The following is a 17621-nucleotide window of genomic DNA, read 5'->3' as shown; positions in this document are numbered from 1 at the left end:
AGGGCCCGCAGCGCGTCGCGCGGCGAGCCCTTCGTTCGTCGTCTTGCGCTCTCGCGCACGCTCCGAGCCTACACGATCAGCGCATGCGGATGGCGACTTCGATCGCGTCGAGCACCCGCGTCGAGCGCTCGGTGCCCTGCGCCTCGCGCAGCGCCGCGCGCGCGTCCGCGGTGCCGATGCGACCGAGCGCCCATGCCGCCGACTGACGCACCATCTCGTCGGTGTCGCCGCTCACCATCGCGGCGAGCGCGGGCACCGCGGCCTCGACGTCCATCGTGCCGATCACGAGCGCCGCGCGACGACGGATCGATCCTTCCTCGCTCGCGAGCAGCGGCAGCAGCGCCTCGTGGTCGCGGAAGAAGTTCACGTGCAGCACCACGCGCAGCGCCGCGTCCTGCACCTCGACGTTCGCGTCCGCGAGGGCCTGCGAGAGGAACGGCAGCGACGCGGACGAGTTGATGCGCGCGAGGCCACGCACCGCCGCGACGCGCACCCGCACGTCCGCGTCGTTCGTCAGCGCGCGACCGAGGTGCGCGACGCCGTGCGGATCCATGAACTCGCCGATCGCGTCCGCCGCCACCGCGCGGCGCGCGGGATCGGGATCGCTCTCGAGCACCGCGCGCGTCTCCGCCATGATCGCGCCGAACCCGAACGGGCGACGGCGCAGCCACCACGCGGCCATCTCGCGCACCCGCGCGTCCTCGCGCGGATCGAGCATGCGCTGCTCGAGCAGCGGCACGCACTCGTGGCACTCGACGCGCTCGCCGTACTCGAGCAGCGTCTGCAGCGCGACCGGCGAGCTCCTGCGCGCGACGTCGATCGCGTTCATGAGCTGCTCGCGCGTCGGCGCCTGGGTGTGCGGGCTGATCTCGCCCTCACGCGAGTACGGCCTGAAGTCCGGCGAGCCGGTCGCCTGCGCCGAGGCGCTCGCGACGGGGCCCACCAGCATCGCGGCGAGGACGAAGAGCTTGATGATCGTCTTCATGATGTGCCTCTTCTTCCTGCTTCGAGCTCAGTACTCGGTGCCCGCCCAGCTGCCCGCGCCGTCCACGTTCCAGCGCGAGTAGTACTGACCGCCGAGGTCCGCCGCGCGGATCAGCACGAGGCGATCCTCGCGCGACACCGTCACGCCCTGGTCCTCCGGGTGCAGCGGGTGCGCGTCGTCGTTCCACGCGCGCGCGCCGGCCTCGTCCACCGCGTTCATCACCTCGACGAGGCGGCTGCCGCGCGCGTCGCCGGGGACGATCCACTCGGGCGCGACCATGCCCGTCGCCACCGAGTCGCCCATCATCGCGCTCGGGTAGAGCAGCGACACGTACGACGCCGGATAGGTCACGACCTCGCGCTCGTAGTACGTGCTGATCGGGCGGCTCGACAGATCGAGATACGGGATCTCGAACGTCATCATCTCGCCCTCCATCGTCGTGACGTTCACCGTGTACGTCTGACCGGCGAAGGGATCGCTCGCGCCGCCGTCGTGGCAGCCGACGCAGTTGCGATCGAGCACGTCCTGCACGTTCTGCACGCTCGCCGCGCCCGCCCAGGGCAGCTCGACGCGATCGGGGATCGGGCGGAACGTCGACGTATCCGGGCCGACCGACTGCGCGACCGTCGTCGCGCCCATGCGCGGGATGACCTCACCGGCGCGCGAGCTGTGGCAGCCACCGCACTGGCGCGACTCGCCGGGCATCGCCTGGATCCACAGCATCTGGTTGCGGATCGCCAGGCCGAAGCGATCGATCGGCTGCAGGTGGTACGGCAGGTACGCGGGCACCTGGGCGCTCCAGCTGCCGTCCTCGTAGACCGGCGTCTCACCGAGGATCGCCGCGCCCTCGTGCATCGTCAGGCCGAACTGACCGACCGCGCCGATCTCCGAGCTGAAGCCCTCGATGATGCGCACGTGCGTCGCCTCGAGCAGCGCGTCGTGGAGCGACACGCCCTCGCCGAACTGCGCGCCGCGCACGGTCTCGCCGAGCGAGGTCTCCGCGACGTCGATCGAGCCGATCACCGCCGGACGCGCGGGCTCGAACGCACCGCTCACCGTCGACGGGATCACGGCCGGCTCTTCGCGCGGCATCACCGGCATCGCGTACACGTCCCAGAGCTCCGGGTCGTCGTACACGAGCGTGCGGCGGCCGCTCTCGACGTCGTAGAGGTAGATGCCGAACTGCGGCGCGGTGCCCGCGAGCTCGTTGCGATCGTTGACGTCGCCGTCCGACCACGACACCAGCACCTGGCCCTCGAAGCCCGCGATCGCGCGCGGGTGGCGGTAACGACCGACACCGCTCGGCGGGCTCTCGCTCTCGGTCGGGACCAGCGGCGTGAGGTTCTCGAACGTCGCCTGCTGCACGTCGATGCGCAGCGGGTCGCGGCCCTCGCGAGCGCGCGCGTCGATGCGGATCACCGCGCCCGACTGGATGGTGCGGCTGCGGCTCGTGCCGATCGCGAGGTACTGACCGGGCGCGATCTCGGTCGCCTGCACCAGCGAGTTGAAGTCCGCGTTGTCCCCCGCGCCGCGGTTGAACTGGCCCGCGATCGCCTCCATGCCGGAGCAGTCGGGGTTCATGCGGAACAGCTTCACGTCGTTGACGGGGCCGAGGTGCTCCCAGCGCGAGAACCCGATCTGCCCCGCGTTCTCGCCGTCGGTGACGAGGAACGGATCCGCGCTGTGCGACAGGTTGTGCGCGCAGAGCCGGCGATCCGCGTCGCCGCCGTCGATCGACACCGTCGCGATCTGCGTGACGGCGCGGCCGTGGTTGTACTCGTCGGCGCGCGTCCCCATCACCGTGTACGGCTCGTTCGTCACGAACGCGATGCGATCGCCGGGCACGAAGATCGGGCGGATGTCGTCCCAGTCGCCGAACGTCAGCTGACGCACCTCGCCGGTGCCGTCCACGTTCGTCACGTACACGTGGTAGTGGTCGTCGTCCGCGTGGCGCATCGAGAAGACCACGCGACGCGCGTCGAACGACAGGTCGAGGCCGTTGACGTCGACGCCCTCGAAGCCCTCGGTCAGGTTGCGCAGCGTGCCGTCGGGCGTCGGAGGCTCGAGCACCATCACCGCGCCGCCCGGCGTGTAGCGCTGGTAGTCGATGACCTGGCCCGAGCCGCTCGCGACGTCGTGCGAGAGGTCGTCGCGCTCGTACGCGCGCTGCACGAAGACCAGGGCTTGGACGCCGGGGAGCGCGCTGTCGCCGCCGCCCCCGCCGCAGCCCGTCAGCGCGACGAGCACGCCGCTGAGCACCATCGCGCTGCAGAGCGTCCCCGCGCGCGACCACCACCCGTTCCGCATGCCCGCCTCCATGTGCCGCCGGTCCTTCTGGGAGCGCCGCCCCGCCCGGGGTCGGCCGTCGTCGGGCGGGGCAATGTGCAACGCTCGATCCACGGCGCCACGCATCGCGTAAGTACCGATGCTCGCTCGTGATCCCGACCTCGACGGAGAGTGGGCGACACGTGGGGCGGCGACCCCGCGGGGGCGGAGGTCGGGGTCGCGAGCCCCCGTGTGGTCTCGCATCACGTCCTGGTGAGGACGACCGGGTTCCCTATACTCGGCGCGATGTTCGACGTCGCCGCGGAGTTCGAGGCCGCGCTGAGCTCGGGGAACTGGCTCGTCGCCCTTCCCCTCATCTACGTGGTCGGCCTCGGCACGGCGCTCACGCCGTGCGTGTACCCGATGATCGCGATCACCGTCTCGGTGTTCGGCGCCCGCCAAGCGAAGACGAAGGTCGAGGGCGCGATGCTCTCGACGTCGTACGTGCTCGGCATGTGCGCGCTGATGACGCCGCTCGGCGTGTTCAGCGCGGTCTCGGGCGGCTTCTTCGGCGAGTGGCTGAACTACCCCGTCGTGCTGATCGGGTTCGCGGTGCTCTTCGTGGCGCTCGCGCTCGCGATGTTTGGCCTCTACGAGCTCAACCTGCCGCCCGCGCTGCAGAACAGGCTCGCGGGTGTCGGCGGCATCGGCATGAAGGGCGCGTTCGCGCTCGGCTTCGCGATGGCGCTGATCGCGACGCCGTGCACCGGTCCCGCGCTGCTCGCGCTGCTCGCGTGGATCGGCAACACCGGAAACGTCGGGATCGGCGCGGGCGCGATGTTCGTCTACGCGCTCGGCCTCGGCACGCTGTTCTGGGTGGTCGGCACCTTCGCGGTGTCGCTCCCGAAGAGCGGCCGGTGGATGGAGATGGTCAAGAGCGTCTTCGGCATCGTGCTCTGCGTGATGGCGCTCTACTGGATCAAGGACCTGATCCCCGGGCTGATGGACGCGTTCGAGCGCTCGTGGCTGGTGCTGGCGATCGCGCTCGGCGTGGCGGCGATCGGGCTGGCGGTGGGCGCGGTGCACCTCGACTTCCACGAGCCGAGCAACGCGGTGCGCGGGCGCAAGGCGCTCGGCATCGTGCTGACGACGGTGGGCTCGTTCGCGACGCTCGCGTGGGTGCTGACGCCGACGCTGAGCGGCACCGGCGGCGAGGGCCTGACGTGGCGCGAGGACTTCCAGGCGGCGGTCGCGGAAGCGCGCGATCAGGGTCGCCCGTACATCGTCGACTTCGGCGCGTCGTGGTGCCAGGCGTGCGGCGAGCTCGAGCGCAACACGTTCACCGATCCGCGCGTCGTCGAGGAGGGCTCGCGCTTCGTCGCGGTGCACGTCGACCTCTCGCCCGGCCAGGACACGCCCGAGAAGCGCGCGCTGCTGCGCCAGTACGCGCAGCGCGGTCTGCCGCTCGTCGTGCTGCACGCGAGCGACGGCCGCGAGGTGCACCGCGTGACGCAGTTCGTCGAGGCCGAGGAGTTCCTGTCGCTGATGCAGCAGGTGCAGTGAGCGGCGCCGCGTTCGCGCCGTATCTCCGACGCGTTCGCATCCGACCGGATCGCGTTCCCGGCTGGGACGCGTTTCCCTTCGACCTCCCCTTCGTGCCAGCGCTCGACCTCGAGCTGCGCGCGCCTGTGACGTTCTTCGTCGGAGAGAACGGCTCGGGCAAGAGCACGCTGCTCGAAGCGATCGCGGCGCTCCTGCGACTGCCGGTGGCGGGGGGCGGTCGCACCGAGCTCGCCGACGAGCACGCGCCCGACGACGGTGCGCTGCTCGCGACCGCGCTCGTCCCTTCGATGACGCGCTCGCCGCGCGATCTCTATTTCTTCCGCGCCGAGCACGTCGCGCACTTCGCCGAGCTGCTCGAAGCGCGCGAGGACGATCCCGACTTCCGGGGCGATCCGTACGCGAGCTACGGCGGCAAGACGCTGCTGCGACGCTCGCACGGCGAGGCGTTCCTCGCGATGCTGACGAGCCGCCTCGGAGGCGGGCTCTACCTGATGGACGAGCCCGAGTCGGCGCTCTCGCCGCAGCGGCAGCTCGCGCTGCTCGCGCGCATGTGGGACCTCGTCGAAGACGGCTCGACGCAGCTCCTGATCGCGACGCACTCGCCGATCCTGATGACGTTCCCCGGCGCGCAGATCGTGAGCTTCGACGGTGGCTCGCTGCGCGACGTCCGGCTCGAGGACACGTCGCACTACGAGATCACGAGCGGCGTGCTCTCGTCGCCCGAACGCTACTGGAAGCACCTCCGCGACCGCTCGTGACGGCCAGATCACCTGCGGCTGCCCGCACGAGCCGCTGCGCGCGACATCCTCGTGCGGGGCTAGCGCGCACGCGACCGGCGGTGAGAGCGTCCGCGCATGGCCACCCGCAAGAAGACCCCTGACGACTCCATCCAGTACGACGCGAAGCTCGGCGAAGGCGCGTTCGCTTCGCTCGCATCAGCCCGGCGCGCGCTTGGCGAGACCGTCGACGTCGCGCCGCGCCTCGACCTCCGCGAGGTCGCGGTGCTCGCCCTCGGCATCGCGCGCCGCATCGCCGAGCCGCCGATGCGCCAGCGCTTCCGCCACGTCGAGAAGGAGCTGCCCGCCGAGCTCGTCGACCGCCTCGGGCCCGCGGCCTGGGCGCTCTGGCACGCGGCGGTGCAGCGCGAGACCAAGGACGCGACCACGCCCGACGCGATGCTGCCCACCGCGCTCGTCGCCGACGCCACCGCGCTGAAGACCACGATGATCCGCGTCGTCACCTACGTGCTCGCCGACGACGAGACCGCGATGCGCGAGCTCGCCGCGATCGTGAGCGGGGTCGGCTACCTCGACCTCGCGAGCGACCTCGGCCGGCTCGCGACCCTCTACGACGCCCACGCCGACGCGCTCGCCGCCGACACGCTGCGCTACCGCGCCGGCGACGTCGACCGCGCCCGCTCGCTCGCGGCGCGCGTCGTCTCGGCGCTCGGCGTTTCGACCGACCACACCTGGGCCGACGCGGTGAACCGCTCGTACGGGGTGCTGGCGACGACCTACGAGCCGATCCGGCTCTTCGGCATCGCGATGTACCGGAACAGCAAGCCCGACGAGCTCTTCCCCTCGCTCTTCAGCGTGCGCGCCGCCCCGCAGCGGCGCGCGCCGAGCGGCGGAGAGCAGCCGAGCGGCTGACACCGACCTTTCTGACGAGTTCGTCTGGCGGAGGGTGTCGACACCGACCTTTCTGACGATTTCGTCTGGCGGAGGGTGTCGACACCGACCTTTCTGACGATTTCGTCTGGCGGAGGGTGTCGACACCGACCTTTCTGACGATTTCGTCTGGCGGAGGGTGTCGACACCGACCTTTCTGACGATTTCGTCTGGCGGAGGGTGCCGACACCGACCTTTCTGACGATTTCGTCTGGCGGCGCGCCCCCAGCTCAGGGTCACCCGGTGCGGACAGAGCGGGCGAGCGCGCGCTGCCCGAGCGCGAGGCCGATCACCCCGAGCACCACGCCGACGATCGCGCCGCCACGCCCATTGCCGGTGCCGACCGCGCCCGTCGAGGTGGCCAGGTGCAGCGCCGCGAGCGCCATCCCGATCACCGCGAGCACGAGCGCGACGATCGCTCCGTCGCGTGCGTGGCCGCGCGCGAGCCGCCCGTGGGCGCGCGCCGTCGCCCACCCGCCGGTGATCACCGACGCGAGCGCGATCAGCGCGGCGACCGTCGCGCCGGCGCGCCCGGAGCCGGTCGCGATCACGCCCGCGGCAGCCTGTGCCGCGGCAGGCGCCGCATGCCACGCGAGGAGCGCGGCGGAGACGAGCGCGGCGCGCACGAGGACCAAAACCCGGCTCGTCGGAGCCGGACGGTGGAGGGTCTGCATGCGCACCGACGTACCGCCCGCAGCGGCGCGCGGATTGGATGGATTTGAACCCCGCGCGTTGCGGCCTCGGGCGAGCGGGCCCAATGGCTCGGTGCGATGCGCGGCGCGCCCAAGCCGTACGAGATCCACACGCCGGTGGGGCCGCTCGCGCCGCTCGTGGAGTACTTCTGGGCGCTCCCCGACGCGCCGTCCTCGGGGCGCGGGAGCATCCTGCCGAGCGGCACGCTCTCGCTCGTCATCCATCTCGACGAGGACGAGCGCCGCATCTACGACGCCGGCTCCGACGTGTGCCGTCGCTTCTCGGGCGCGGTGGTCTCGGGCGCGCACGGTCGCCCGTTCCTCGCCGAAGGGCGCGAGCACACGTCGGCGGTCGGGATCCACTTCCGGCCCGGCGGCGCGTGGCCCTTCTTCGGGGCCGCGCTCGGGGAGCTCGCCGACCGACACGTCGATCTCGACGCGCTGTGGGGCGCGTCGGCGATCGAGCTGCGCGAGCGGCTGTGCGGCGCGAGGACCGTGCGCGATCGGTTCCGCATCCTCGAAGCCGCGCTGGTACAGCGGCTCGAGCGCGCGCGGCCGGGCCACGGCGCGGTCGCGGTGGCGCTCCGCGCGCTCGAGCGCGGCGACGCGAACATCGGCGCGCTCTCCGCGCAGGTCGGCTTGAGCCGGCGCCGACTGATCGAGGTGTTCACCGCGCAGGTCGGCGTCACGCCCAAGAAGTTCGCGCGGCTGCGTCGGTTCCAGCGCGTGCTCGACGCGACGCGACGCGCGCACGCGCCGAGCTGGTCGCGCGTGGCGGTCGCGTCGGGCTACTTCGATCAGGCGCACCTCATCCGGGACTTCGTGGAGTTCTGCGGGCTCTCCCCGAGCGAGTTCGCGCGGGTGCGCGACCTCGACGCCACGAACCATCACGTGCGGCTGCCCGAGTGGGAGAGCCCGCGGAGCGCGCGATCGAGCGTGTGAGCTCGCCGGTCTCAGCCGGCGAGCACGTTGCGGATCGCGTCCGCGAACTTCCCCGGCTCGCCCATGAAGCCGCCGTGATCGCCGGGGAACTCGACGGGCTGCACGCCGAGGCGCTCCGCGAGCGCGACGGACGTTCGGTACGTCAGCAGGTGGCGCGACGTCTCGCCGATGCCGACGACGATGCGCGCCTCCGACGCGCGCAGCGCGGCGACGTCGGGGACGAAGCGCGTCGTGCCGCGCAGCTCGTGCAGGAAGAAGCGCGCGCTGTTGCGGAAGTCCTGCTCGGTCGGCTCGCCGGGCGGGCCCGCGTGCTCCGAGACGTCGAAGCCCGCGTTCTTCATGAACTGCATCCACGCCGCGCCCACGCCGTCGCGCTGGTAGATCGCGATGTTCTCCTCGGTCATCGCGCGCAGCGCCGACGCGTCGGGGAGCAGCTCGATGCTCGGAGGCTCGTGCGCGATCAGCGTGCGCACGCGACCGGGATGGCGCGCGATCAGCGCGAGGCCGGTGACGGCGCCGCCGCTGCTGCCGAACAGGTCCGCGCTCTTCGCGCCGACGGCCTCGATCAGCGCCGCGACGTCGTCGGCGCGCAGCTCGGGCGTCGAGTCCTGCTCGGGATCGTCGAGCGTGCTGCGCGAGATGCCGCGCGGGTCGTGGGTGACGACGGTGTGATCGCGCGCGAGCGCATCGGCGAGCGGCGCGAACGCGGCCGCGTCCATCGGCGCGCCCATGACGAGCAGCAGCGGGCCCTGGCCGCGCACCTCGTAGTGGATGCGGCCGCCGGGCACGGAGAGCGTGTGGGTCGTGGTCATCTGCGGGCGTCCTTTCCTCGAGCGATGGAGGTAGACGCCAGCGCGCGGCGGGACTCATCGGTCGCTCGCACGGTTTTCGCTCGCGCGCTGCGCGATGGCTCGCTTGCACAGCTCGGCACGGCCGCGTGCGATGATGGGCGCGGTGCGCGCCCTGCTCTCCCTCGCGATCCTGCTCGCCGCGTGCAGCGCGCCGCCGGACGGCTCACCCGACGCGGGGCGCGCGACGGGCACGCTGCTGCTCGGCGAGGGCGAGCTCGCGTTCCGCGCGCTCGAGGACGGCGACACGCTGCTCCTCGCGCGCGGCTGTCAGGGAAGCCAGCACGTGTTCGTCACGCTGCGCAGCGAGGACATGGATCCGCGCGGCATGGTCGTGGAGCTCGACCTGCTGCGCGAAGACAGCCGCGAGCGCGTGAGCGGCGAGCTCCGGCTGCGGCTCTCGTTCACGCCCGACGCGAGCGGCACGCACGCGCAGCTCACCGGGCTGACGCTGCAGGTCCCCGATCCCGAGAGCGCCCTCGACGACGAGCTCGTGCTGCGCGGACGCATCGAGGACCGCGACGGCGTCGAAGCGGAGGCCGAGCGGCGCGTGCGGATCGCGTGGGGCACCCAGGTCTGCGCCGAGCCGCCCGGCTGAGGGAGACGCCCGCGCTGCTGCGCGCACGGGCACGATCCTCGACGTCGATCTCGCACGGCGTTACACCGCGCTCGACGTGCCCCTCGACCTGCTGCTCTACATCCCGTGGTTCCGCGCCGAGCCGTGGATGATCCCGACCCCGTGGGGGACGCCGATCGCGATCCATCCGTTCGGCCTGCTCGTCGCGACCGGCGTCGTGCTCGGCGCGTGGGTCGCGCGATGGAAGGCGCAGCGCGACGGGCTGCACCCCGAGACCGTCATGAACCTCGCGGGCTGGGTGCTGATCCCCGGCTTCATCAGCGCGCACGTGTTCGACGATCTCGCGTACCGACCGCAGCTCGTCGCCGAGCAGCCCTGGCACCTGCTGTTCATCTGGGACGGCATCTCGAGCTTCGGCGGGTTCTTCGGCGCGGTCGCGGGCGCGTTCGTGTGGTCGCGTCGTCGCAAGCTGCCGGGCCTCGCGTTCGCGGATCCGATCGCGTTCGCGTTCCCGCTCGGGTGGCTCTTCGGTCGGACCGGCTGCTTCGTGGTGCACGATCACCCGGGTCGCGTGACGACGTTCTTCCTCGGCGTCGCGGACTACGAGGTCGGGTACCCGCCCTATCAGGTGCGCCACGATCTCGGGCTCTACGAGGTGATCTGGAGCGCGCTCGTCGTCGGGCTGTTCTTCTTCCTCGCGCGCAAGCAGAAGCCGCGCGGGATCTACCTCGCGCTGCTCGCGCTGCTCTACGCGCCGGTGCGCTTCTCGCTCGACTTCCTGCGCGCCACCGACTTCGCGATGGCGGACACGCGCTACTTCGGTCTGACGCCGGGGCACTACGCCGCGATCGTGCTCTTGGTGATCGGGACGCTCACGGCGATCTCCGTGGCGCGTCGCCCCTGGCCGGAGATCCCGCGTTGGGCGCGATGGCCCGAGCCCGGGCCGGAGGTCGTCGACGACGCACCTCCGCGCGCGCCCTGAAGAGATCGGGCACACAGCCGGCACTGTGCGTGCTTCGGCTCCGTCGCGGAGGACGAAGCGATGGAAGCGAGAGCGAAGCTCTTCGGGCACCCGATCCACCAGATGCTGATCCCGATCCCGTTCGGGCTGCTCGCGACGGGTGCCGTGCTCGACATCGTCGCGCAGTTCTTCGACGACCGCGCGATCACGGTCGTCTCGTTCTGGAACATCGCGATCGGCGTCGTCACCGGGCTGCTCGCGGCGGTGTTCGGGCTGATGGACTACACGAAGATCCCGCGCGGCACGCGCGCCAAGCGCGTCGGGCTCGTGCACGGCGTCGGCAACGTGATCGTGCTCGGACTGTTCACGGCGGCGCTCTACCTGCGCGCCGACGAGTACCGCTTCGGCGTCGAGGGCCTCCCGCTGTGGCTCGAGATCGGCGGCCTCGCGCTCGCGGGCATCACCGGATGGCTGGGCGGTGAGCTCGTCGATCGGCTCGCGATCGGCGTCGATCCGGACGCGCATCCCGACGCGCCGAGCTCGCTGTTCGGTCGCCGGAGGCACGTCGCGCGCGTTCGCCGCGAGCCGGTCGTGGAGGGCGAGGAAGTGGTGACGCGCCAGTCGGTCCGCACCGACACCCCGCCGTACGGCAGCCCGACGCGCGCCTGACGAGGAGAGAGCAGGAGCCGACCCTCTGAGGAGAGCAGGAGCTCCGCCGAGGAGAGCAGGAGTTTGTGCCTCTGAGGAGAGCAGGAGTTTGTGCCTCTGAGGAGAGCAGGAAGGACAGGAGAGGAGAGAGCGAAGAAATCGACGCGCTTGCCGCGCCGCCCTTCTCTCCACTCGACCTCGACCTGCTTTGCTCTCTCGTCTGTCTCCCGAGAGGCGCATCGAGCGCATCGAGTGACGCTGATCGCGCTGCGACGTGGTCTTCCTAACCCTCCTGCTCTCCTCAAAAACTCTCCCTCGGAGGCGCATCGCGCAACGCGACGTAGTCCCTCCTGCTCTCCTGAGAGGCTCCCTCACTCCTCCTCGGCGAGCGCCCGCGCTTGCAGGTCCATCGCGCGCGGCGCCGCGACCGACGCGAACGTGCCCGCGATCTCCGTCGACGAGAGCGCGTCGTCGCCTCCCCATTGGCGCAGCGCCGCGGCGACCGCGAGGTCGTCGATGCTGAGCATCCCGACCAGACGGTCCTGGTCGTCGAGCACCGGAAGGCGGCGCACGTGGTGGTCACGCATCGCTGCTTCCGCGTGGCGCAGCGACTCGCTGGTGCGGCAGCAGAAGACGACCGGCGTCATCGCGCTCTCGACGCGCAGCGCGTCGAGCCGCTCCTCCTGGATGAACGCCGCGAGACACACGTCGCGGTCGGTCAGCATGCCGACGACGCGGTTTCCATCGATCACGGCGAGCGCGCCGCAGCCATGCCTCCACATCTCGCGCGTCGCGTCGTGCAGGGTGTCGCCCGGCGCGACGGTCCGCACCGGCGTGCTCATCACCTCTTCGACCCGCATCCGCACACCTCCGCGCGGACGCGGCGTGCATCGCGCGGACCATCACCACGCGGCATCACCAGGAGAGGCGCGTGTAACAGAAGAAGCCGAACAGCACGCTCAGCGCGTTCGCGGCGAGCGCCCAGAGCAACGCGCGGCGCACGCCGAAGCACGCGAGGAACGCAGCCTCCACGAGCACCACGAGCCCCTCGGTGATCGCGACCTGGCCCCAGTACGCGCGCACTCCGAGCTCGCCGAGCACGTCGAGCACCACGAACCACACGAGCGGGTGCGTGATCCCGCTGCACGCGAACGCGATCGCGACGCGCTCGCGCAGTGGACGAGGCGCGTCGTGCGCCTGCACGTAGACGCCCATCTCGACGCACTGCGTGAGCGCGAACGCCGCGAGCCAGCGCAGGATCCAGGTCATCGACCCCAGAGCTCGCCGGAGTTGACCCGGATCGCGACGGAATCGTCGTCGCAGGCAAGGCGCGACGACGAGGAATGCTCGAAGCATTTCGAGGAGGAGCAACGCAGCATGCGGCGGCGAGAACGAGCGAGACGGGTCAACGGAGGCGAGCTCTGGGGTCTGTGCGCAGCGCGCGCCCTTCCACGAGCCACCACGACGCGATCGCGAGCTCGAGATAGCCGTGCGAGATCACGCCGCGCAGGTAGCCCTCGCGCGCGCCCGCGAGATCGACGAGCGCCCACAGCGCGACCGCGACCGAGAGCAGCATCGCGAGCGCCACGACGAGCGTGCCCGAGTCCTGACGCCACGCGCGGAGGCTCGCGGCGAAGGTGCGCGGCGTCTCGCGCGCGCGATCCTCCTCGGGCACGAGGCGGATCCAGATCGTGTAGTGGACCGACTGCGCGAACGCGAAGAGCAGCACGAGCCGCGGGCCCCAGGGATCGTCGAGCCCGGGCGCGATCGACGCGAGGTGGTACCAGGCGCCGGTGCCGCCAGGCGTCGCGGCCCAGCCTTCGCTCGCCATCACGATCGCGTCGAGCGCGCCGCTCGCGATCAGCGCGCACCCGAGCGCGAGCGCCGCGAGCGGGATCAGGTGGAGCCACGTCGCGCGGCGACGCCACGCGAGCCACATCGCGAGCGCGACGAAGTTGTGCGCGTGCGCGGCGAAGAGCGCGGCGCCGTACGTGTGGTCCCACGCGAGCGCGAGCAGCAGCGCGCCGATCGACGCGACCGCGAGGCGTCGCGTCCACGCGCCGCGCCCGGCGAGCGCGCCTCCGACGATCGCGGCGAGGCCCCAGCGGACGTCGACCGTCGCGGTGAGCGCGACGAGCGGCAGCGCGACCATGAGCCAGAAGCGCGGCGAGCGATGCAGCCCCGGGCGCGTGACGAGATACCGAACGTCGCTCGCCGCGTGGGGCACGCCGAGCAGCACCGGCCCGAGCGCGAGCATCCACAGCGGCGCGACCGCGGTGAGCGCCAGCGCGAGCGCGATGCCGATCGACGCCGCGAGCGCGACGCGCAGCTCGCGCGAGCGCATCAGCGCCGGCGCGAGCGGACCGAGCGCCCGCAGCCACGCGAGGCGCCCACGATCGAGCAACGCGATCGGCAGCGCGACGAGCGACCCGACCGAATGGGCGGGGGACCTCGTCGTCGCGGTCGCGGCAGGGATCACGGACATCGAGGATCGCACGGCTCGGGGGCTCCTGAGCGTACGGGCGGGAGCCCTCTTCGGACAACGCGTCCTGCCGCTCGGCTTGGGCCGAGGTGCTTGGCGCTACACACATTTCGGCTAAAGTCGCGCGCCACTCGCCCGCTCGCGGACGGATCGCCGCGAGCCCACCTCTCTCGTGAAGGCAGCACCTCTCGCATGAAGCCCGACCCGCGCGCGTTCTGGACGTTCTTCCGGCAGGGTTTCGCGAAGTGGGATCAGACCGCGAGCTTCGTCCCGAGCCAGCGCTTCCTGGTGGACGCGATGGTGAACGGCGCGGAGCCGGAGCGCGCGCGGCGGATCGTCGAGCTCGGGCCGGGTGTCGGCGTGATGACGAAGCCGCTGCTCTCGCGCATGCGCGCCGACGCGGAGCTCTACACGATCGAGATCGATCCGCCGATCCACGAGCAGCTGGTGCGCGCGGTGGTCGATCCGCGGCTGCATCCGATCTGCGGATCGGCGGAGCACATCCGCGATCTGCTCGCGGAGAAGGGCTGCAACGAGAAGGTCGACGCGGTGGTGTCGTCGCTCGGGATGAGCCTGATCCCGCCGGCGGTGCGCGATCGGATCGTCGAGTCGATCATCGACAGCCTCGCGCCGGGCGGGGTGTACGTGCAGTTCGGCTACATCCACACGCGCTATCTCGTGATCAGCACGGAGCGCGGCTTCGTGCCGTTCGACTACCTCGGGTACCTCGAGTCGCGCTTCGAGCGCGTGCAGCGCACGCCGGTGCCGCTGAACTTCCCGCCCGCGTGGGTGTTCGAGAGCCGGAAGCCGCGCTGAGCCTGCCGCCGACCCTCTGAGGCGCGCGGCGCGCGAACGGCTTTTTTTGAGGAAAGCAGGAGGGTTAGGAAGACCACGTCGGTGGTCGCGACTCGGACCCTGCTCTATCGGGCGACTGCGAGCACAGGCGGGATGACGGAGGGCGCAAGCGACGTGGTCCCTCCTTCTCCTCCTGCTCTCCTCAGAAATTCTCCTTCGGGAATTCGCGCACGGTGAGCAGGTGTCTGGCTGCGCCGAGCGCCGTGGTGGGGAGGCGCGCGAAGTAGCGCATCGCGCCCGGGAGCGTGCCGAACGTCTGCTCGATGCGGCGGAAGTGATCGCTCGCGACGACGTTCTCGCGCACCGGCGCGTGCGCCGCGCGCGGGTCGTCGCGGAACGCGCGCACGTACTCGAGCAGGCGCGCGTGGTAGTCGGGCTCCTCGACGATCGCGCCGATCGAGCGCGCCCTCGGGTGCGTGCCGTCGAGCATCGCGCGGACCTGTCGCTCGAGCGCCTCGAGCCCGTCCTCGTGGCTCTCGAGCAGCTGCAGATCGTACGCCGGGTTCGCGTGCACGACCTGCATCAGGTGCCCGATGATAACGTCGCGATCGACGAGGAACCCGGTGGGATCGACCATCGACGCCGGATCGTCGAGCACGCGCAGCACCTGGTGCAGGCCGAACCCGATGCCCCGCCGCGCGTAGTAGTCGCGCGCCGCGGGCTCGATCCAGAAGCGCAGCATGTCGATCGAGCCCACGACCAGCTGGAGGCGCGTCGGCGCGCGCTCGACGTGGCCCAGCGCCACCAGGCGCGACAAGCGCGCGTCGAGCGCGTCGTGATCCGCGAGCGCGCGCAGCGTCCGCGCCAGGCGCGCGATCTTCGTCGCGAGATCGCGCGGCGAGCCCGCCGTGCGACGCAACAGCTCGAGCGCGGGCAGCGCGAGGCGCGGCGTCCCGGGCTGCGTTCCTCCGATCCTCGACATCGCGGCGATCCTGCACGAGCGCGCACGGTTGCGCTCGGGGTCGCGCTTCACTACGACTCCGCCTCATGCGGATGGTCCAGTGCGTGAAGCTCGGGCGCGAGGCAGAGGGGCTCGATCGCCCTCCGTTCCCGAACGAGCTCGGGAAGCGCGTCTACGAGAACGTCTCGAAAGAGGCGTGGAAGCAGTGGATCGCCCACTCGACGATGCTCATCAACGAGTATCGCCTCGAGCTCTCCTCGAAGCAGGCGACCGAGTTCCTGCTCAAGCAGTGCGAGGAGTTCTTCTTCGGCGCCGGCGGAGCGAAGCCCGAGGGCTACGTCCCTCCCTCCGAGAGCGGCGAGAAGAAGTGAGCCCGGCTCACCTTCGCTGATCGGACGACGATGACCGCGGCGCGCGACGAGCACGCCCGACGCCGCGACTCGTTCGCGCGCGAAGCGGGCATCCAGGACGCGATCGGCGTTCGCATCTCGTTCGTGCGCCTCGCGCTCTTCGGCGCGGCGGTGCTCGAGACGGGCATCGGGCTCTCGCGGGGATCGCAGGCGTGGCTGATCGGCGGCGCGCTGACGTTCCTCGCGTTCGGCCTCGCGGTGATCGCGCACGCGGTGGTGATCCGCAAACGCGATCGCGCGCAGACGCGCCAGCACATCCACGAGCGGCACCTGAAGCGCATCGAAGGGCGCACCCAGGGCTTCCCGCACGGCGGTGATCTGCTCGCCGGCGATCATCCGTACGCGTCGGATCTCGACGTGGTCGGGCCGGGCTCGGTCTACGAGCGCATCTCGGTCACACACACGCGGCGGGGCGCGGAGACGCTCGCGTCGTGGCTCGGCGCCCCCGCGGATCGCGAGACCGTGCTCGCGCGACAAGCGGCGGTGCGCGAGCTCGCGAAGGACGTCGACCTGCGCCAGGAGCTCGAGGCCGCGGTGCTCGACACCGGCAACGACTCGCTCGACGCGCGGCCCTTCCTCGAGCTCACGAGCAAGCCGCCCTTCGTGATCGACAAGCCGTGGCTCGTCGCGCTGACGTACGCGATGCCCATCGCGTTCGTCGCGAGCGTGCTGCTCTCGGGCAACGTCCTGCCGCGGCACTCGTGGGTGCTCCCGCTCGCGGCCCAAGCGATCCTGCTGTGGCGCACGCAGCACGAGGTTGGCGTGCGCTACGGGCTGCTCTCGGCGCGGCGCCGGTTCGTGGAGTCGTTCGCGCAGCTGCTCCGCGTCGTCGAGGACGCGAAGTGGGAGGCGCCTCTGCTCCGCGCGCTCCAGGAGAAGCTGCGCATCGAGGGCAAGACTCCGTCGGCGCAGCTGCGCGACCTCGAGCGCTGGACCTCGCTCTTCGATCTGCGCACCCAGGGCATCGCGCACGTCTTCATCGATCTCTTCCTGCTCTGGGATCTGCACTGCCTCGCGGGCGTCGAGCGCTGGATGAAGCGCGCGGGCGGACGCAGCGCGACGTGGTTCGAGGTGCTCGGGGAGATCGAGGCGCTGGCGTCGCTCGCGACGATGCTCTCGCAGGACCCCGGCGTCGTGATGCCCGAGATCGCCGAGGGCGGCGCGCCGCTGATCGCCGAAGGGCTCGGGCACCCGCTGATCCCCGAGGAGCGTCGGGTGCGGAACGACCTGCGCATCGACGGCGCGGGCTGCGCGCTCGTCGTCACCGGCTCGAACATGGCGGGCAAGAGCACGCTGCTGCGCGCGATCGGCGTCGACGTCGCGCTCGCGCTCGCGGGCGGGCCGGTCTGCGCGACGCGCTTCTCGACGCCTCCGGTGCGGCTGCGCGCGAGCATGCGCATCTCGGACTCGGTGCAGTCGGGCGCGAGCTACTTCCAGGCGGAGCTCATCCGCTTGCGCACGGTGATCGCGGAGGCGGACCAGCCGCCGCCTCTCCTCTTCCTGCTCGACGAGCTGCTGCGCGGGACGAACGCGCGGGCGCGTCACCGCGGGGCACGCGCGGTGGTGAAGCACCTGCTCGCGCGCGGCGCGATGGGGCTCGTCGCGACGCACGACGTCGCGCTCTCCGAGCTCGAGCAGGAGATGGGGTGCGTGAAGAACGTGCACTTCACCGACGTGTTCGACGGCGGCGAGATGACGTTCGACTATCGGCTGCGGCCGGGCGTGGTGAAGACGAGCAACGCGCTGCGTCTGCTGCAGCAGGCGGGCATCGAGGTCGAGGCGGACGACGCGCTCACCGACGAGGCCACCGCGCTCCGTTGATCCG

18 protein-coding genes and 1 pseudogene are annotated in these 17621 nt (G+C 71.5%); 11 read left to right on the top strand and 8 right to left on the bottom strand.

The genetic code is table 11. From position 1 onward, the window contains the following. Positions 1 to 76: 76 nt before the first annotated feature. Together DB32_RS11870 and DB32_RS11865 are read right to left on the bottom strand one after the other, a co-directional pair. The gene (locus DB32_RS11870; RefSeq protein WP_053232540.1) at positions 77 to 985 is read right to left on the bottom strand and encodes a HEAT repeat domain-containing protein; all 909 of its coding nucleotides are present in this window, start codon (positions 983 to 985) and stop codon (positions 77 to 79) included. 27 nt (positions 986 to 1012) lie between these two features. Beyond that, positions 1013 to 3292 (bottom strand): HzsA-related protein, encoded by a 2280-nt coding sequence (locus DB32_RS11865; RefSeq protein ID WP_157068975.1) that lies wholly within the window; start codon positions 3290 to 3292, stop codon positions 1013 to 1015. A 264-nt stretch (positions 3293 to 3556) separates the two neighbouring features. On the opposite strand from DB32_RS11865, the gene DB32_RS11860 reads away from it, so the two are divergent. The 4 genes and pseudogenes from DB32_RS11860 to DB32_RS11850 all read left to right on the top strand — a co-directional run bounded on the left by DB32_RS11860 (position 3557) and on the right by DB32_RS11850 (position 6462). Next, positions 3557 to 4813: a protein-disulfide reductase DsbD family protein gene (locus DB32_RS11860; protein ID WP_053232538.1), complete on the top strand. Its 1257-nt coding sequence runs from the start codon at positions 3557 to 3559 to the stop codon at positions 4811 to 4813. Between the two features lie 92 nt (positions 4814 to 4905). Next, a pseudogene (locus DB32_RS50250) lies at positions 4906 to 5088 on the top strand (AAA family ATPase); the annotation flags it as partial. Between the two features lie 12 nt (positions 5089 to 5100). Continuing rightward, complete coding sequence (locus tag DB32_RS11855; RefSeq protein WP_420820938.1) at positions 5101 to 5571, top strand: AAA family ATPase; 471 nt, start codon at positions 5101 to 5103, stop codon at positions 5569 to 5571. 96 nt (positions 5572 to 5667) lie between these two features. Then, positions 5668 to 6462 carry a hypothetical protein gene (locus DB32_RS11850; RefSeq protein WP_053232536.1) on the top strand — a complete coding sequence of 265 codons (795 nt, stop codon included), beginning with the start codon at positions 5668 to 5670 and terminating at the stop codon, positions 6460 to 6462. A gap of 254 nt (positions 6463 to 6716) precedes the next feature. Here DB32_RS11850 and DB32_RS11845 read toward each other — a convergent pair whose 3' ends face one another. Further along, positions 6717 to 7238 carry a DUF6223 family protein gene (locus DB32_RS11845; RefSeq protein ID WP_205627045.1) on the bottom strand — a complete coding sequence of 174 codons (522 nt, stop codon included), beginning with the start codon at positions 7236 to 7238 and terminating at the stop codon, positions 6717 to 6719. A 12-nt stretch (positions 7239 to 7250) separates the two neighbouring features. On the opposite strand from DB32_RS11845, the gene DB32_RS11840 reads away from it, so the two are divergent. Further along, the gene (locus DB32_RS11840; RefSeq protein ID WP_053232535.1) at positions 7251 to 8114 is read left to right on the top strand and encodes a helix-turn-helix domain-containing protein; all 864 of its coding nucleotides are present in this window, start codon (positions 7251 to 7253) and stop codon (positions 8112 to 8114) included. Positions 8115 to 8125: 11 nt separating this feature from the next. Here the strand turns inward: DB32_RS11840 and DB32_RS11835 are convergent, their stop codons facing one another. Further along, the gene (locus DB32_RS11835; RefSeq protein WP_053232534.1) at positions 8126 to 8926 is read right to left on the bottom strand and encodes an alpha/beta fold hydrolase; all 801 of its coding nucleotides are present in this window, start codon (positions 8924 to 8926) and stop codon (positions 8126 to 8128) included. A 142-nt stretch (positions 8927 to 9068) separates the two neighbouring features. Here DB32_RS11835 and DB32_RS11830 point away from each other — a divergent pair, with 142 nt between their 5' ends. The 3 genes from DB32_RS11830 (at position 9069) to DB32_RS11820 (ending at position 11169) form a co-directional block, all read left to right on the top strand. Further along, on the top strand, positions 9069 to 9560 hold the full coding sequence (locus DB32_RS11830; protein WP_157068974.1) for a hypothetical protein: 492 nt from the start codon (positions 9069 to 9071) through the stop codon (positions 9558 to 9560). Between the two features lie 76 nt (positions 9561 to 9636). After that, positions 9637 to 10521: a prolipoprotein diacylglyceryl transferase gene (locus DB32_RS11825; RefSeq protein WP_053232532.1), complete on the top strand. Its 885-nt coding sequence runs from the start codon at positions 9637 to 9639 to the stop codon at positions 10519 to 10521. 60 nt (positions 10522 to 10581) lie between these two features. After that, positions 10582 to 11169, top strand: coding sequence for a DUF2231 domain-containing protein (locus DB32_RS11820; protein WP_075097509.1), 588 nt, complete (start codon positions 10582 to 10584; stop codon positions 11167 to 11169). Between the two features lie 350 nt (positions 11170 to 11519). Here the strand turns inward: DB32_RS11820 and DB32_RS11815 are convergent, their stop codons facing one another. The 3 genes from DB32_RS11815 to DB32_RS11805 form a co-directional block, all read right to left on the bottom strand. Beyond that, complete coding sequence (locus tag DB32_RS11815; RefSeq protein WP_053232531.1) at positions 11520 to 12008, bottom strand: CBS domain-containing protein; 489 nt, start codon at positions 12006 to 12008, stop codon at positions 11520 to 11522. Between the two features lie 55 nt (positions 12009 to 12063). After that, positions 12064 to 12417: a hypothetical protein gene (locus DB32_RS11810; protein WP_053232530.1), complete on the bottom strand. Its 354-nt coding sequence runs from the start codon at positions 12415 to 12417 to the stop codon at positions 12064 to 12066. Positions 12418 to 12553: 136 nt separating this feature from the next. Beyond that, positions 12554 to 13633: a hypothetical protein gene (locus DB32_RS11805; RefSeq protein WP_053232529.1), complete on the bottom strand. Its 1080-nt coding sequence runs from the start codon at positions 13631 to 13633 to the stop codon at positions 12554 to 12556. 189 nt (positions 13634 to 13822) lie between these two features. Between DB32_RS11805 and DB32_RS48130 the strand changes: the two genes are divergently transcribed. After that, positions 13823 to 14446: a class I SAM-dependent methyltransferase gene (locus DB32_RS48130; protein ID WP_053232528.1), complete on the top strand. Its 624-nt coding sequence runs from the start codon at positions 13823 to 13825 to the stop codon at positions 14444 to 14446. 181 nt (positions 14447 to 14627) lie between these two features. On the opposite strand, the gene DB32_RS11795 is transcribed toward DB32_RS48130, so the two are convergent. Further along, positions 14628 to 15407 (bottom strand): hypothetical protein, encoded by a 780-nt coding sequence (locus tag DB32_RS11795; protein ID WP_157068971.1) that lies wholly within the window; start codon positions 15405 to 15407, stop codon positions 14628 to 14630. Positions 15408 to 15472: 65 nt separating this feature from the next. Between DB32_RS11795 and DB32_RS11790 the strand changes: the two genes are divergently transcribed. Both DB32_RS11790 and DB32_RS11785 read left to right on the top strand, forming a co-directional pair. After that, positions 15473 to 15757: an oxidative damage protection protein gene (locus tag DB32_RS11790; protein ID WP_053232526.1), complete on the top strand. Its 285-nt coding sequence runs from the start codon at positions 15473 to 15475 to the stop codon at positions 15755 to 15757. Between the two features lie 30 nt (positions 15758 to 15787). Next, on the top strand, positions 15788 to 17617 hold the full coding sequence (locus DB32_RS11785; RefSeq protein ID WP_053232525.1) for a MutS-related protein: 1830 nt from the start codon (positions 15788 to 15790) through the stop codon (positions 17615 to 17617). The last annotated feature ends 4 nt before the right edge of the window (positions 17618 to 17621 follow it).

The organism is Sandaracinus amylolyticus (assembly GCF_000737325.1).
Taxonomy (GTDB): Bacteria; Myxococcota_A; Polyangia; order Polyangiales; family Sandaracinaceae; genus Sandaracinus; species Sandaracinus amylolyticus.
This window is presented reverse-complemented; position numbering and strand designations above follow the sequence as displayed.

What these genes read in the sequence shown, in the direction of transcription:
- DB32_RS11815 (WP_053232531.1), bottom strand. Translation starts at nt 12,008, where the DNA reads ATGCGGGTCGAAGAGGTGATGAGCACGCCGGTGCGGACCGTCGCGCCG.
- DB32_RS11840 (WP_053232535.1), top strand. Translation starts at nt 7,251, where the DNA reads ATGCGCGGCGCGCCCAAGCCGTACGAGATCCACACGCCGGTGGGGCCG.
- DB32_RS11790 (WP_053232526.1), top strand. Translation starts at nt 15,473, where the DNA reads ATGCGGATGGTCCAGTGCGTGAAGCTCGGGCGCGAGGCAGAGGGGCTC.
- DB32_RS11835 (WP_053232534.1), bottom strand. Translation starts at nt 8,926, where the DNA reads ATGACCACGACCCACACGCTCTCCGTGCCCGGCGGCCGCATCCACTAC.
- DB32_RS11810 (WP_053232530.1), bottom strand. Translation starts at nt 12,417, where the DNA reads ATGACCTGGATCCTGCGCTGGCTCGCGGCGTTCGCGCTCACGCAGTGC.
- DB32_RS11820 (WP_075097509.1), top strand. Translation starts at nt 10,582, where the DNA reads ATGGAAGCGAGAGCGAAGCTCTTCGGGCACCCGATCCACCAGATGCTG.
- DB32_RS11785 (WP_053232525.1), top strand. Translation starts at nt 15,788, where the DNA reads ATGACCGCGGCGCGCGACGAGCACGCCCGACGCCGCGACTCGTTCGCG.
- DB32_RS11850 (WP_053232536.1), top strand. Translation starts at nt 5,668, where the DNA reads ATGGCCACCCGCAAGAAGACCCCTGACGACTCCATCCAGTACGACGCG.
- DB32_RS11860 (WP_053232538.1), top strand. Translation starts at nt 3,557, where the DNA reads ATGTTCGACGTCGCCGCGGAGTTCGAGGCCGCGCTGAGCTCGGGGAAC.
- DB32_RS11865 (WP_157068975.1), bottom strand. Translation starts at nt 3,292, where the DNA reads ATGCGGAACGGGTGGTGGTCGCGCGCGGGGACGCTCTGCAGCGCGATG.
- DB32_RS11855 (WP_420820938.1), top strand. Translation starts at nt 5,101, where the DNA reads ATGACGCGCTCGCCGCGCGATCTCTATTTCTTCCGCGCCGAGCACGTC.
- DB32_RS48130 (WP_053232528.1), top strand. Translation starts at nt 13,823, where the DNA reads ATGAAGCCCGACCCGCGCGCGTTCTGGACGTTCTTCCGGCAGGGTTTC.
- DB32_RS11795 (WP_157068971.1), bottom strand. Translation starts at nt 15,407, where the DNA reads ATGTCGAGGATCGGAGGAACGCAGCCCGGGACGCCGCGCCTCGCGCTG.
- DB32_RS11805 (WP_053232529.1), bottom strand. Translation starts at nt 13,633, where the DNA reads ATGTCCGTGATCCCTGCCGCGACCGCGACGACGAGGTCCCCCGCCCAT.
- DB32_RS11870 (WP_053232540.1), bottom strand. Translation starts at nt 985, where the DNA reads ATGAAGACGATCATCAAGCTCTTCGTCCTCGCCGCGATGCTGGTGGGC.